The sequence below is a fragment of the Pseudoduganella rivuli genome (assembly GCF_009674485.1).
GTDB lineage: Bacteria > Pseudomonadota > Gammaproteobacteria > Burkholderiales > Burkholderiaceae_D > Rugamonas > Rugamonas rivuli_B.
Genome location: NZ_WKJJ01000001.1, coordinates 94,875 through 110,167, shown reverse-complemented (window position 1 = coordinate 110,167; position 15,293 = coordinate 94,875). Strand labels below are relative to the sequence as shown.

At 63.8% G+C, this 15,293-nt stretch carries 6 protein-coding genes; all 6 read left to right on the top strand.

Annotated elements, in window-relative coordinates:
* A partial coding sequence (locus GJ700_RS00505; RefSeq protein WP_195763727.1) for a beta strand repeat-containing protein occupies positions 1–2,915 on the top strand: 2,915 nt, incomplete at its 5' end.
* A gap of 165 nt (positions 2,916–3,080) precedes the next feature.
* Complete coding sequence (locus tag GJ700_RS00500; protein WP_154370700.1) at positions 3,081–10,781, top strand: SPM autocatalytic domain-containing protein; 7,701 nt, start codon at positions 3,081–3,083, stop codon at positions 10,779–10,781.
* A gap of 213 nt (positions 10,782–10,994) precedes the next feature.
* Positions 10,995–11,447 carry a phosphate ABC transporter substrate-binding protein gene (locus GJ700_RS00495; RefSeq protein ID WP_229506711.1) on the top strand — a complete coding sequence of 151 codons (453 nt, stop codon included), beginning with the start codon at positions 10,995–10,997 and terminating at the stop codon, positions 11,445–11,447.
* Positions 11,447–14,119, top strand: coding sequence for a bifunctional diguanylate cyclase/phosphodiesterase (locus GJ700_RS00490; RefSeq protein WP_154370699.1), 2,673 nt, complete (start codon positions 11,447–11,449; stop codon positions 14,117–14,119). The genes GJ700_RS00495 and GJ700_RS00490 overlap by 1 nt, the downstream gene beginning before the upstream one ends.
* A gap of 57 nt (positions 14,120–14,176) precedes the next feature.
* Positions 14,177–14,812 carry an FABP family protein gene (locus GJ700_RS00485; RefSeq protein WP_154370698.1) on the top strand — a complete coding sequence of 212 codons (636 nt, stop codon included), beginning with the start codon at positions 14,177–14,179 and terminating at the stop codon, positions 14,810–14,812.
* Positions 14,813–14,827: 15 nt separating this feature from the next.
* Positions 14,828–15,289, top strand: a complete 462-nt coding sequence (locus GJ700_RS00480) for an RrF2 family transcriptional regulator (RefSeq protein ID WP_154370697.1) — start codon at positions 14,828–14,830, stop codon at positions 15,287–15,289.
* Positions 15,290–15,293 lie beyond the last annotated feature (4 nt).

The window sequence follows — 15,293 nt, the reverse complement described above, 5'->3', positions numbered from 1 at the left end:
CCAGCGTCCAGCTGGCGGCGCTGACCAGCACCCAGTTCGGCGTGCTGGCCACCGACGTGATTGCCGCGATTGCCACGGCCGACGTCGATACGCTGACCACCACCGTGATCGCGGCCCTGAAATCCACGCAAGCGGCAGGCCTGACCACCGACCAGGTGGCGCACCTGTCGACCACGCAAGTGGCCGCACTGTCGACCGGCATCCTGTCGACGCTGGGCACCACGCAGGGCGCCGCGCTGAGCGACACGCAAGTGGCCGCTTTGAACTCGGCCCAACTGGCGGCCTTGCCGACCAACGTGCTGGCCGTGTTCTCGACCGATGACATCGCCGCGATCAAGACGGCCGCACTGGCCGGCCTGAAATCGTCGCAAGTTGCCGGCCTGACGTCCGACCAGGTGGTGGCGCTGTCGACCACGCAAGTGTCGACGCTGACCTCGGCACAGGCTGTCGGCCTCACCACCAACCAGGTGGCGAACATGCAGGACGCCGACCTGGCCGCGCTGAAATCGAACGTGATTTCCGGCCTGTCGACGACGCAGATCAATGCCATCACGACTGACCAAGTTGACGCACTGACCACCGTGCAGATCGGCGCGCTGACTACGCTGCAAGTGGGTTCCGGCCTGAATTCGGCCCAGATCGCGACGTTGAACAGCCTCCAGTTGGGCGCGTTGACCACCGCGCAGTTCGGCGTGCTGAGCACCAATGCGATCGCCGCGATTGCCACGGCTGACATCGACACGCTGAAAACTTCGGTGATTTCCTCGCTGAAATCGTCGCAAGTGGCGGGCCTGACGACGGACCAGATCGGCCAGTTGTCGACCACGCAGATCGCCGCGCTGCCGACCACGATCCTGTCGAACCTGTCCACGTCGCAAGGCGCCGCGCTGAGCGACACCCAGGTGGGTGCGCTGAACTCCACGCAAGTGGCGGCGCTGGCCACCAATGTACTGGCAACGTTCTCGACCGACGACATCGGCGCGATCAAGACTGCCGCACTGGCAGGCCTGAAATCGTCGCAAGTGGCCGGCCTGACGTCCGACCAGGTGGTGGCGCTGTCGACCACGCAAGTGTCGACCCTGACCTCGGCGCAAGCGGCTGGTTTGACGACCAACCAGATCGCCAACATGCAGGACGCCGACCTGGGCGCGATCAAGTCGAACGTGATCAGCGCGCTGACCACGACGCAGATTGCCGCCATCACGACGGCACAGGTCGATGCGCTGACCACCGTGCAGATCGGTGCGCTGACCACACTGCAAGTGGGTTCCGGCCTGACGTCGGCGCAGATCGTGGCCTTTGATTCGGTGCAGATTGGCGCGCTGTCCAGCTCGCAGTTCGCTGCGCTGGCATCGACGACGGTTGCGGCGATTGAAACCGCCGATATCGGCGGCCTGAAATCCGCGGTGATTTCTTCGCTGAAGACTTCGCATGTGGCGGCGCTGACGTCCGACCAGATCGGCCAGTTCAGCACGTCGCAAGTGAGCGCGCTGAGCACGGCGTCCATCGCCGCACTGAACAGTGTGCAAGTGGCGGGCCTCGACGACGACCAGCTGGCGGCCATCAGCTCCGCGCAAATCGCTTCGATGTCGACCAATGCGCTGGCCGCCATCGCGACCGCCGAACTGTCCGGCCTGAAGACCAGCACCATTGCCGGCCTGAAGTCCAGCCAGGTGGCGGGCCTGACGACCGACCAGATGGTGGCGCTGTCGACCACGCAATTCGCATCGCTGACCAGCGCGCAATTTGCCGGCGTGTCGACCGCGACCATCGCTGCCATGCAGGCGGCCGATGTGGCGGCCCTGTCGACCGGCGTGGTCACCGGCCTGTCTTCCACGCAAGTGGTGGGCTTGACGACCGACCAGCTGGTGGCGATGACCACCTCGCAGTTCAGCGCGCTGAGCTCGCTGGCCGGCCTGTCGACCTTGCAACTGTCGTCGATTGAAACCAATGACATCGCTGCGCTGAAGACCAACGCGATCCGCAGCCTGTCGTCGTCGCAGATCGGCGGCTTGAGCACGGCGCAGATTGCCACGTTGAACAGCACGCAAGTGTGCGCCATCACGTCGGCGCAGGTTGCCGGCCTGAGCAGCGCGCAACTGGGCGCCTTCCAGTCCGTGCTGTACACGCCGCTGGTGCTGGATTTGAACAACAACGGCATCGACACGCTGTCGTACAGCGCGGCAGTACAGTTCGACATGCTGGGCACCGGCAACAAAGTCGGCACCGGCTGGGTGGGCGGGGGCGACGGCTTGCTGGCCCTGGACCGCAACGGCAATGGTTCCATCGACAATGGCACCGAACTGTTCGGCTCCGGCACCACCCTGGCGAACGGCCAGAAAGCCGGCAACGGTTACGAAGCCCTGGCTGAACTGGACAGCAACGGCGACGGCGCCATCACCAGCGCGGATGCCGCCTTCGGCAACCTCAAAGTGTGGGTGGATGGCAACGCCGATGGCGTCAGCGATGCAAGCGAACTGAAATCGCTGGCAGACCTGAACATCAGCAAGCTGAACCTGAACGGCAAGTCCGATGTGTCGCTGAACAACGGCAATATCGTGGGGATGACGTCCACCTACGAAACCGCCGATGGCCAGACCCACGCGGCAGCCGACGTCTGGTTCGCCGGCAGCAACGTGACGCCAGGTGCTGCCGACCTGCGCGGCAACGTCAGCGGCCTGGTGCAGTCGATGTCGTCCTTCGACAGCGCCGCGCCGGTGGCGAGCGGTTCGCTGACGCTGGAGGCCGGTAATAACAGCGCCAACAACAGCGTGGCGACCCTGGCGGCAGCGATTGGCCAGTTCGATGCGGCCAAGCTGAATGGCGCGGCAGACCTGGCGGCCACCGACAGCGACCTGCGTCTGAAGGCACTGTCCAGCGGTGCAGGGCAGGGCGGTATTCTGGCTGCCAAATAAGGCAAGTCTTACGCAACGGCAAGGGTGATGCCTTGCCGTTGCGCTGACTGACTGTCCAAGTTTTGTTCCAAGTTTTTTTTGTTCCAAGCATCAATTCGTGTTCGTGGCAATTGACCGGCACACGCGGCACCGTCGGGGACGGTGTCCTTCACAAGGAGAATGGAAGTGGCTAGCATTATTTCAAACCTGAGTTCCAGTCAGATTGCTGGTCTGAGTACGCTCACAATTACCAAGCTGACTTCCGAGGACATCGCTGCACTGGGTACCGAGAAGCTCGCGGCTTTGTCGACCGACCAGGTGTCCGCGCTGACGTCGTCGCAGATGGGGTACCTGAGCACCGCGCAAGTCGCGGCCGGCTTGACAACGTCGCAGGTCGCGGCGCTGGATTCCACGCAAATCGGCGGTATCAATACGCTGCAGGCGCGCGCACTGACCAGTGACAGCATCATCGCCCTCGATACCGGCGCCTTGCCCGGCTTGAAGACTTCCGCGCTGGCGGCCATGACCACGAACCAGGTCGATGCACTGACGTCGTCCCAGGTCTCCGAATTGACCACGGCACAGATGGGCGCGCTGACTACGGCGCAACTGTCGGCCTCCTTCAGCACCAGTGACATTGCCGCGCTGGATACCGCGCAAGTCGCGGCGCTGAAATCTTCACAGATTGCCGCACTGAATACGGATTCCATCGTGGCCCTGGGCACCGATGGTATTGGCGCGCTGACCACCACGGTGTTCGGCGGCCTGAAATCGTCGCAACTGGCCGCGCTGAGCACGGAACAGGTGGATGGCTTGAGCACGGCCCAAGTCGCCAGCCTGTCGACCTTGCAGGCTGCCGGCCTGACGTCGACGCAAATCGGTGCGATGGAAGATGCCGACCTGGCCGCCATCAAATCGAATGTGATCGCGTCGCTGTCGACCACGCAAATGGCCGGCATTTCCACCGACCAGATCGATGCGCTGACGTCGCTGCAAATTTCCGCACTGACCACGAAACAAGTTTCCAGCGGCCTGAGCACGCTGCAACTGGCTGCGCTGACCAGCGTGCAGTTGGCCGGCCTGACCACCGCGCAATTCGCTTCGCTGACCACCGACACCATCGGCGCGCTGTCGTCCGACGATATCGATACGCTGAAGACGAACATCATTGCTTCGCTGAAATCGTCGCAAATTTCCGCCATCACGACCGGCCAGCTGGGCGAATTGACCACGCAGCAAGTGGGCGCCGTCAGCACCGCCGTGATCGCCAACCTGAGCACCATGCAGGCGGCATCGCTGAGCGACACGCAAGTGGCCGCGCTGGGCTCCGCACAACTGGCCGCGCTGGCCACCGATGCGCTGGCCGCCTTCGGCACCGAAGACGTGGCCGCCATCAAGACCAGTGCGCTGGGCGGCTTGAAGTCCGCGCAAGTGGGCGCGCTGACCACCGACCAGGTGGTGGGCCTGGGCACCAACCAGGTAGCCGCACTGACGACCTTGCAGGCCGCCGGCCTGACGTCGGCGCAAATCGGCGCGATGGAAGACGCCGACCTGGCCGCCATCAAGTCGAACGTGATCGCGTCGCTGTCGACCACGCAACTGGCCGGCATCGGCACCGACCAGGTGTCGGCGCTGACCAGCCTGCAAGTGTCCGCGCTGACCACCAAGCAGATTTCCTCTGGCATCAGCTCGTCGCAACTGGCGGCGCTGGACAGCGTCCAGCTGGCCGGCCTGACCACTGCGCAATTCGCGTCGCTGACCACCGATACCATCGGCGCACTGTCGTCCGACGATATCGATACGCTGAAAACCAATGTGATCGCGGCGCTGAAATCGTCGCAACTGTCGGCGATTTCCACCGGACAGTTGAGTGAACTGACGTCGCAGCAAGTGGCTGCGCTGAGCTCGTCCGTGATTGCGAACCTGAGCACCATGCAGGCCGCTTCCCTGAGCGACACGCAAGTGGCGGCGCTGGGTTCGGCACAGCTGGCGGCACTGGCTACCGACGCGCTGGCCGCGTTCGGCACGGAAGACGTGGCGGCGATCAAGACCAATGCGCTGGGCGGCCTGAAGTCCACGCAAGTGGGCGCGCTGACCACCGACCAGGTGGTGGGCCTTTCCACCACGCAAGTAGCCGCACTGACCACCTTGCAGGCCGCCGGCCTGACGTCGGCGCAAATCGGCGCGATGGAAGATGCCGACCTGGCCGCCATCAAGTCGAATGTGATCGCGTCGCTGTCGACCACGCAACTGGCCGGCATCACGACCGACCAGGTTGGCGCGCTGACCAGCGTGCAAATCGGCGCGCTGTCGACCAAGCAAGTGGCGACCGGCCTGTCGTCGTCGCAACTGGCGGCGATGAACAGCCAGCAATTGTCCGGCCTGAGCAGCGCGCAATTCGCCGCGCTGACCACCGACACCATCGGCGCGCTGTCGACCGACGCCATCGGTTCGCTGAAAACCTCGGTGATTTCGTCGCTGAAATCGAGCCAGGTGTCCGCGCTGACCACGGTACAACTGGGTGAACTGACGTCGCAGCAAGTGGCGGTCCTGTCCACCGCGGTGATCGGCAGCCTGAACACCAACCAGGCCGCCGCGCTGAGCGACACGCAGGTTGGCGCCATGACGTCGGCACAACTGGCAGCGCTGGGTACCGATACCCTGGCTGCGCTGGGCACCGAAGACGTGGCCGCCATCAAGACCAATGCGCTGGGCGGCCTGAAGTCCTCGCAAGTGGGCGCGCTGACCACCGACCAGGTGGTGGGCCTCGGCACCAACCAGGTTGCCGCATTGACGACCTTGCAGGCCGCCGGCCTGACGTCGGCGCAAATCGGCGCGATGGAAGACGCCGACCTGGCCGCCATCAAGTCGAACGTGATCGCGTCGCTGTCGACCACGCAACTGGCCGGCATCGGTACCGACCAGGTGTCGGCGCTGACCAGCGTGCAAGTGGGTGCACTGACCACCAAGCAGATTTCGTCGGGTATCAGCTCGTCGCAACTGGCGGCGCTGGACAGCGTGCAGCTGGCCGGCCTGACCAGCGCACAGCTGGCTTCGCTGACCACCGATACCATCGGCGCGCTGTCGTCCGACGATATCGATACGCTGAAAACCAATGTCATCGGCGCGCTGAAATCGTCGCAACTGTCGGCCATCTCGACCGGCCAGCTGACTGAACTGACCACGCAGCAAATCGCTGCGCTGAGCTCGTCCGTGATCGCGAACCTGAGCACCATGCAGGCCGCTTCCCTGAGCGACACGCAAGTGGCGGCGCTGGGTTCGGCACAGCTGGCGGCGCTGGCCACCGATGCGCTGGCCGCGTTCGGCACGGAAGACGTGGCAGCGATCAAGACCAATGCGCTGGGCGGCCTGAAGTCCACGCACATCGGCGCGCTGACCACCGACCAGGTGGAAGGCCTCTCCACCACGCAAGTGGCGGCGCTGACCACGCTGCAAGCGTCGGGCCTGACCTCGGCGCAGATCGGTGCAATGGAAGAAACCGACCTGGCCGCGATCAAGACCAACGTGCTGGCGTCGCTGTCGACCACGCAACTGGCCGGTATTTCCACCGACCAGATCGATGCGCTGACCAGCAACCAGATCGGCGCGCTGACGACGAAACAAGTGGCGACCGGCTTCACGTCGCTGCAAATTTCCGTCCTGAACAGCCTGCAACTGTCCGGCCTGACCAGCGCGCAATTCGCCGCGCTGACCACCGACACCATCGGCGCGATTTCCACCGATGCGATCGGCTCGCTGAAAACCTCGGTGATCTCGTCGCTGAAATCGAGCCAGGTATCCGCGCTGACCACGGTGCAACTGGGTGAACTGACGTCGCTGCAAGTGGCGGCGCTGACGACGGCTGTCATCGGCAGCCTGAACACCAACCAGGCCGCCGCCCTGAGCGACACGCAAGTTGGCGCCATGACGTCGGCACAACTGGCCGCGCTGGGTACCGATACCCTGGCTGCGCTGGGTACCGAAGACGTGGCCGCCATCAAGACCAATGCGCTGGGCGGCCTGAAGTCCGCGCAGGTTGGCGCGCTGACCACCGACCAGGTGGTGGGCCTGGGCACCAACCAGGTTGCCGCACTGACGACCTTGCAGGCCGCCGGCCTGACGTCGGCGCAGATCGGTGCGATGGAAGACGCCGACCTGGCCGCCATCAAGTCGAACGTGATCGCGTCGCTGTCGACCACGCAACTGGCCGGTATCGGCACCGACCAGGTGTCGGCGCTGACCAGCGTGCAAGTGGGCGCACTGACCACCAAGCAGATTTCGTCGGGCATCAGCTCGTCGCAACTGGCGGCCCTGAACAGCGTGCAACTGGCCGGCCTGACCAGCGCACAGCTGGCTTCGCTGACCACCGATACCATCGGCGCGCTGTCGTCCGACGATATCGATACGCTGAAAACCAATGTCATCGGCGCGCTGAAATCGTCGCAACTGTCGGCCATCTCGACCGGCCAGCTGACTGAACTGACCACGCAGCAAATCGCTGCGCTGAGCTCGTCCGTGATCGCGAACCTGAGCACCATGCAGGCCGCTTCCCTGAGCGACACGCAAGTGGCGGCCCTGGGTTCGGCACAACTGGCGGCGCTGGCCACCGATGCGCTGGCCGCGTTCGGCACGGAAGACGTGGCGGCCATCAAGACCAATGCGCTGGGCGGCCTGAAGTCCACGCACATCGGCGCGCTGACCACCGACCAGGTGGAAGGCCTCTCCACCACGCAAGTGGCGGCGCTGACCACGCTGCAAGCGTCGGGCCTGACGTCGGCGCAGATCGGCGCGATGGAAGAAACCGACCTGGCCGCGATCAAGACCAACGTGCTGGCATCGCTGTCGACCACGCAACTGGCCGGTATTTCCACCGACCAGATCGATGCGCTGACCAGCAACCAGATCGGCGCGCTGACGACGAAACAAGTGGCGACCGGCTTCACGTCGCTGCAAATTTCCGTCCTGAACAGCCTGCAACTGTCCGGCCTGACCAGCGCGCAATTCGCCGCGCTGACCACCGACACCATCGGCGCGATTTCCACCGATGCGATCGGCTCGCTGAAAACCTCGGTGATCTCGTCGCTGAAATCGAGCCAGGTGTCCGCGCTGACCACGGTGCAACTGGGTGAACTGACGTCGCTGCAAGTGGCGGCGCTGACGACGGCTGTCATCGGCAGCCTGAACACCAACCAGGCCGCCGCGCTGAGCGACACGCAAGTTGGCGCCATGACGTCGGCACAACTGGCAGCGCTGGGTACCGATACCCTGGCTGCGCTGGGCACCGAAGACGTGGCCGCCATCAAGACCAATGCGCTGGGCGGCCTGAAGTCCTCGCAAGTGGGCGCGCTGACCACCGACCAGGTGGTGGGCCTGGGCACCAACCAGGTTGCCGCACTGACGACCTTGCAGGCCGCCGGCCTGACGTCGGCGCAGATCGGTGCGATGGAAGACGCCGACCTGGCCGCCATCAAGTCGAACGTGATCGCGTCGCTGTCGACCACGCAACTGGCCGGCATCGGCACCGACCAGGTGTCGGCGCTGACCAGCGTGCAAGTGGGCGCGCTGACCACCAAGCAGATTTCGTCGGGCATCAGCTCGTCGCAACTGGCGGCCCTGGACAGCGTGCAACTGGCCGGCCTGACCAGCGCACAACTGGCTTCGCTGACCACCGATACCATTGGCGCGCTGTCGTCCGACGATATCGATACGCTGAAAACCAACGTCATCGCTGCCCTGAAGTCCAGCCAGCTGTCGGCCATCACGACCGGCCAGCTGACTGAACTGACCACGCAGCAAGTGGCGGCGCTGAGCACGTCCGTGATCGGCAACCTGAGCACCATGCAGGCCGCGTCGCTGGAAGACACGCAAGTGGCGGCGCTGGGTTCGGCACAACTGGCGGCACTGGCTACCGACGCGCTGGCCGCGTTCGGCACGGAAGACGTGGCGGCGATCAAGACCAATGCGCTGGGCGGCCTGAAGTCCACGCACATCGGCGCGCTGACCACCGACCAGGTGGAAGGCCTCTCCACCACGCAAGTGGCGGCACTGACCACGCTGCAAGCGTCGGGCCTGACCTCGGCGCAGATCGGTGCGATGGAAGAAACCGATCTGGCCGCGATCAAGACCAACGTGCTGGCGTCGCTGTCGACCACGCAACTGGCCGGCCTGACGACCGACAAGATCGATGCGCTGACCAGCAACCAGATCGGCGCACTGACCACCAAGCAGATGTCGACTGGCATCAGCTCGTCGCAACTGGCTGCGTTGAACAGCACGCAACTGGCCGGCCTGACCAGCGCGCAGCTGGCTTCGCTGACCACCGATACCATCGGCGCGCTGTCGTCCGACGATATCGATACGCTGAAGACCAACGTGATTGCCGCGCTGAAATCGACGCAACTGTCGGCGATTTCCACCGGCCAGCTGACGGAACTGACGACGCAGCAAATCACCGCGCTGAGCACGGCGGTGATCGGCAACCTGAGCACCACGCAAGCCGCTTCGCTGACCGACACGCAAGTGGCGGCGCTGACGTCGCTGCAACTGGGTGCGCTGGCAACCGATTCGGTGGCGGCACTGGGTACCGAAGACGTGGCGGCCATCAAGACCAATGCGCTGGGCGGCCTGAAGTCGACGCAGATTACCGCGCTGACGACGGACCAGATGGTTGGCCTGTCCACCACGCAGGTGGCGGCGCTGTCCACCACGCAAGCCGCGGGCTTGTCGTCGTCGCAGATCGGCGCGATGGAAGAAGACGATGTGGCGGCCATCAAGTCGAACGTGATCGCTTCGCTGTCGACCACGCAGATCGCCGGCCTGAACACCGACCAGTTGATCGCGATGACGACCGTGCAGTTTGCTTCGCTGAGCAGCAAGCAAATGACCGGCCTCACCACGCTGCAACTGGCGGCACTGGAAACCACCGATGTGCGCGCGCTGAAGACGTCGGCGATCCGCGGCCTGGATTCGGCGCAGTTTGCCGGCCTGACCACGCTGCAGATCTCGAACCTGACGACGTTGCAGGTGACGTCGCTGACGACGATGCAGACCGCCGGCCTGAACACCGACCAGATCGATGCACTGTCGACCGCGCTGTACACGCCGATCGTGCTGGACCTGAACGGCAACGGCATCGAAACGCTGGCATTCAGCGCCGGTGTGCAGTTCGACATGCTGGGTTCCGGCGACAAGGTTGGCACCGGCTGGGTGGGCGGCGGCGACGGCTTGCTGGCACTGGACCGCAACGGCAATGGTTCCATCGACGATGGCACCGAACTGTTCGGTTCCGGCACGACGCTGGCCAACGGCGAGAAAGCCGCCAACGGCTACCAGGCCATGGCTGAACTCGACAGCAATGGCGACGGCAAGCTGACCAGCGCCGATGCCGCCTTCGGCAGCCTGAAAGTGTGGGTGGATGGCAATGCCGATGGCGTCAGCGATGCAAGCGAACTGAAATCGCTGGCTGACCTGAGCATCACCAGCCTGAGCCTGGATGCGAAGAACGATGTGTCGCTGAATAACGGCAACATCATCGGCATGACGTCGACGTATGAAACCGCCGACGGCCAATCGCATGCGGCAGCCGACGTCTGGTTCTCCGGCAGCAACGTGGCGGCGGATGTTTCCGACCTGCGTGGCAATGTCGGCGGCCTGGTGCAGTCCATCGCAGCCTTCGGCAGCGCGGCGCCGGCAACGGCCGCATCGCTGACCCTGGATGCGGGCGGCAGCGTCAACAACGCTGTGGCAACCTTGGCGAGCGCCATCAGCCAATTCGACGCGACCAAGCTGAATGGCGCGGCGGACCTGGCGGCCACCGACAGCGACCTGCGACTGAAGGCTCTGTCGAGCGGCGCGGGCCAGGGCGGCATCCTGGCGTCGAAGTCGTAATCACCCTGGGCGGTAAAGCCCAGTAAGCAAAAAAGCAAGGCTTCGGCCTTGCTTTTTTTATTTTTCCGGCCACATTAATGTTTCCATAATGGAAATGGGTAGTGAAATTTAGAAATTAATCGACAGTTACTAGCAATTGCATTAGAGTGCTGGGTTTGCGCCCGGTTCCCGCAGTAAGGTGCACGTGCGCGCCCTATTTGGAAAAGATTTCCCATGCCAAAAGCACGTCACGTCCGACGCTTTGCCGCCGCCATGCTTTCCTGCATTGCTGCCGCTGCGCCTTCCGCACACGCCGTACCGTCCAGCGACCTGGTGGTCATTGTCTCGGCCAAGAGTCCCGTCACTGAATTGCGCCGCGACCAGGTCGCCGGCATTTTCCTCGCACCCGGCGCCCGTTTCCCCCACGGCGGCGCCGCCATCGCGTTGGACCAGCGCATCGGTTCGAAACAGCGCGACCTGTTTTACAGCCAGGTGGCCGAACTGAGCCCGGAACAATTAAAAGAACACTGGAGCCGCAACATTTTCACGGGCCGCGGCCAGCCACCCCGTGAAGTGGCCGGCAATGCCAGTGTGCGCCGCCAGGTGGCGCAAAACCCCGCCCTGATCGGCTATATCGACCGCTCCGCGCTGGACCGCTCAGTGCGCGCAGTACTGGTGGTGAATTAATGGCGCCTGGGCAGGGTACGCGCGGCCTGACCGCGCGCAGTAAATGGATGCGCCTCGCGCTGGAAACCTATGTGACGCTGCCGCTGACGACGGCGCTGCTGGTGGGGGCGATCTGGGCGTTCACTTTTCATTTCATTAACATCGAGCGGCAGGCCGCCCGCGCGGGCGCCGCGGAATCCGTGCAGGAACTGGCCGACACCTATGAAGCGCAAGTGGCGCGCAACCTGGGCGGCATCGAACAGACGCTGCGCGTGGTCGGCTATGCGGTGGAACGCAAGGGTGCGGCCGGCGCATTGTCCGAACTGAACTTGCATGGCTTGCTGCCATCCGGCCTGGTGTTCACGGTCAGCATCGCGGATGCGCAGGGCCGCATCGTGGCGCGCAATCCCGCTTCCCGCGCGCTGTCGGTCGGCACGCAACCGTATTTCCGCTTCCATCGCGATACGGCGGGGCAGGACGTGCGCGTCGGCGAAACCCAGCTCGATGACGCGACGGGCGACCCGCGCCTGCATTTCACGCGCCGCATCAATGAGCCGGATGGCCAGTTTGGCGGCGTGGTCGTGATCGAAGTCGATCCCGGCTATTTCACGGCCGGTTACGAGCGCCGCCGCCAGGGCGAGCAGGGCGTCATGGCCCTGGTCGGCAATGACGGCGTGGTGCGCGCGCTGCGTACGGGCGACAAGGTTTCGTGGGGCGACCAGATCGACTTGCGCGCGGAAGTCGGCGCGCCGGCCACCCATTCATGGGATGGCGTGCGGCGCTATGCGACGGCGCGGCAACTGCAGGGTTTCCCGCTGCTGGCGTTGGCCGGGCTGTCCGAGCGCGAGCAAATGGCGGAATTCGAACAGCGCCGCCGCAACAGCCTGATGGAAGCGGGCATCGCCAGCGCCGTGCTGGTGGTGCTGGCGTCGATGGCGTGGTACTGGGCATGGCAGGGCGCGCGGGCGCGCCGCCGCATCCGCCGCGCCAACGAAACGTATGCCGCCGCGTCGGAAGCCAACATGGATGCATTCTTCGTGTTGCAGGGCGAGCGCGACCGCAAGGGCGCCGTGACGGATTTCCGCATCGTGACGACCAACCGCCGGGCGGAAAAGCTGACCGGCCTGTCGCGCGAACAATTGCAAAGCATGACAGTCAGCGAATGGCTGCCGCAGGCGCGCCACAACGGCATCTTCGCCGAGCTGGAACGCATCATGTCCAAGGGCGGCATTTATGAAGAGGAATTGCACAACACCATGCCGCAACTGCATGCCCGCTGGCTGCACTGGCAAGTGGTGGCGGTGGCCGATGGCGTGGTGGCCATCGTGCGCGACATCAGCGAGCGCAAGCTGGCCGAAGAGCGCATCGTGCACATGGCGCACCATGACACGCTGACGGGCTTGCCGAACCGAAGCCTGATCGACGACCGCCTGCGCCAGGCCATCCTGCATGGCGAGCGCAACGACCGCGAAGTGGCGGTGGCCTTCATTGACCTCGACAGTTTTAAACTGGTCAACGACGGACTGGGCCACACGGCCGGCGATGAATTGCTGAAGGAAGTCGCCTCGCGCATGGTGGGCTGCGTGCGCCGCCACGATACGGTGGGGCGCTTCGGCGGCGACGAATTCGTGCTGGTGTTGCCGGAACAGCATGACAGCGAAGGCGCGCTGATGCTGTTGCTGGACAAGATACGGGAAGCCGTGGTGCGCCCCGTGGTGCTGGACGGACAGCCGGTGCAGGTGTCGTGCAGCATCGGCGTGGCCATGTATCCGCGCGACGGCAGCGATCCGGACACCTTGCTGATGAACGCCGATTCGGCCATGTACCGCGCCAAGGATACGGGCAAGAACAACGTGCAGTTCTATACGCAGGAAATGAACGCCAGCCTGGAAGAAAAACTGGCGCTGATGGAAGGCTTGCGCACGGCGTTGCACGGCGAACAATTCATCGTGCAATACCAGCCGAAAGTGCGGCTGGAAACGGGGCAGGTGTTCGGCGTCGAAGCGCTGCTGCGCTGGCGCCACCCGGAACGGGGCATGATGCCGCCCGACCAGTTCATCCCGCTGGCAGAGGAAAGCGGCGCCATTGTCGCCATTGGCGAATGGGTGTTGCTGACGGCGTGCCGCCAGGGCCGCGCATGGCAAGACATGGGATTGCCGGCAATTACGATTTCCGTCAACGTGTCGCCGCGCCAGTTCGACGATGCGCGCCTGGTGGCGCGGGTGCGCCGCGCGCTGGAAATTTCCGGCCTCGATCCCCGCTGGCTGGAGCTGGAAGTCACGGAAAGCCTGATCATGCGCGACTTGCAGCAATCCGTGGCGAAGATGCGGGAATTGAAAGCCATGGGTATTTCGCTGTCGATCGACGATTTCGGCACCGGTTACTCGAGCCTGGCCGCGTTGAAATCGTTCCCGATCAGCAGCCTGAAAATCGATAAATCGTTCGTGCGCGACCTCGACACCAACAGCGACGATCAGGCCATCGCCCGCGCGATTATTTCGCTGTCGCACCAGCTGCAGCTGCGCGTGATCGCCGAAGGCGTGGAAACCACGGAACAGCGCAGTTTCCTGCACGAGAGTGGCTGCCACGACATGCAGGGCTACCTGTTCAGCCGCCCGGTGGCGCCGGAACTGATTCAGGGCATGCTGGAAGGGCAAGCCGACGCGGCGCAGCCGGAGTGGAGTGTCGTATAAGCGTAGTTGCATTAGAATGGACGCACTGCAACTTTCAGCGACCTGCTATCCTGCGCCATGAGTGAATTTTCTGACGATATCTATACCGAACCGTCCGATGTGGACGTGAACACGCTGGCCAACCTGGGCCCGCTGACGGCCATGGCCGGGATCTGGGAAGGTGAGCGCGGCCTCGACATCAAGCCGAAAAAGGATGGTCCGCGCAAACAGGCGTATGTCGAGCGCATCGAATTGCAGCCGATCGACCCGGTGACCAATGGCCCGCAACTGTTTTACGGGCTGCGCTATACGATCTTCATTACCAAGCCGGACCAGGTCAAGACTTATCATGAACAGGTCGGCTACTGGCTGTGGGAACCGGCCACCAACACCGTGATCCAGACGCTGGCGATTCCCCGCGGCCAGATCGCGATGGCTTCGGGCACGGCGGCGCCGGATGCGACCACGTTTGAACTGGTGGCCGAGCGCGCTTCGGAAACCTATGGCATCCGTTCCAACCCGTTCCTCGAATATGGTTTCAAGACCGTCGAGTACCGGATCAAGGTCACCATCAATGACGATGGCACGTGGGGCTATGAAGAAGATACTGTGATGCTGATTCGCGGCAAGGAAAACGAGCCGTTCCATCACATCGACCGCAACTTGCTGCACAAGGTAGGGGAGCCGACGCCGAACCCGCTTGCACGACGCTGAACGGCCCACATTGCAATGAGACTGACTTCGTTTACCGATTACACGCTGCGATCGCTGATTTACCTGGGGATGCACCGCGACCGCCTGGTCACGATCCAGGATATCGCGGACTTGCACGACATTTCAAAAAATCATTTGACCAAGGTGATCCACCAACTGGGCGTGACCGGCTTGGTGGAAACCGTCCGTGGCCGCAACGGCGGCCTGCGGCTGGGCAAGGAACCGGAAGAGATCAATATCGGCGCCGTGGTGCGCCAGAGCGAGTCCGACTTCTTCATGGCCGAGTGTTTCGACACCGAGAATAATTCGTGCGTGCTGGACGGGAATTGTTATCTGAAGGTCAAGCTGAAGGAAGCGACTGAGGCGTATTTGCAGGTGCTCGATGGGTTGACGCTGGCGAAGCTGTTGCCTCGCCAGCGAGAGGGGCAGGGGGCTGACGTGCAGCCGGTGCAGTTCTTGCCGCGCTTGCCGGTATAACCTG

What these genes read in the sequence shown, in the direction of transcription:
- GJ700_RS00495 (WP_229506711.1), top strand. Translation starts at nt 10,995, where the DNA reads ATGCCAAAAGCACGTCACGTCCGACGCTTTGCCGCCGCCATGCTTTCC.
- GJ700_RS00490 (WP_154370699.1), top strand. Translation starts at nt 11,447, where the DNA reads ATGGCGCCTGGGCAGGGTACGCGCGGCCTGACCGCGCGCAGTAAATGG.
- GJ700_RS00485 (WP_154370698.1), top strand. Translation starts at nt 14,177, where the DNA reads ATGAGTGAATTTTCTGACGATATCTATACCGAACCGTCCGATGTGGAC.
- GJ700_RS00480 (WP_154370697.1), top strand. Translation starts at nt 14,828, where the DNA reads ATGAGACTGACTTCGTTTACCGATTACACGCTGCGATCGCTGATTTAC.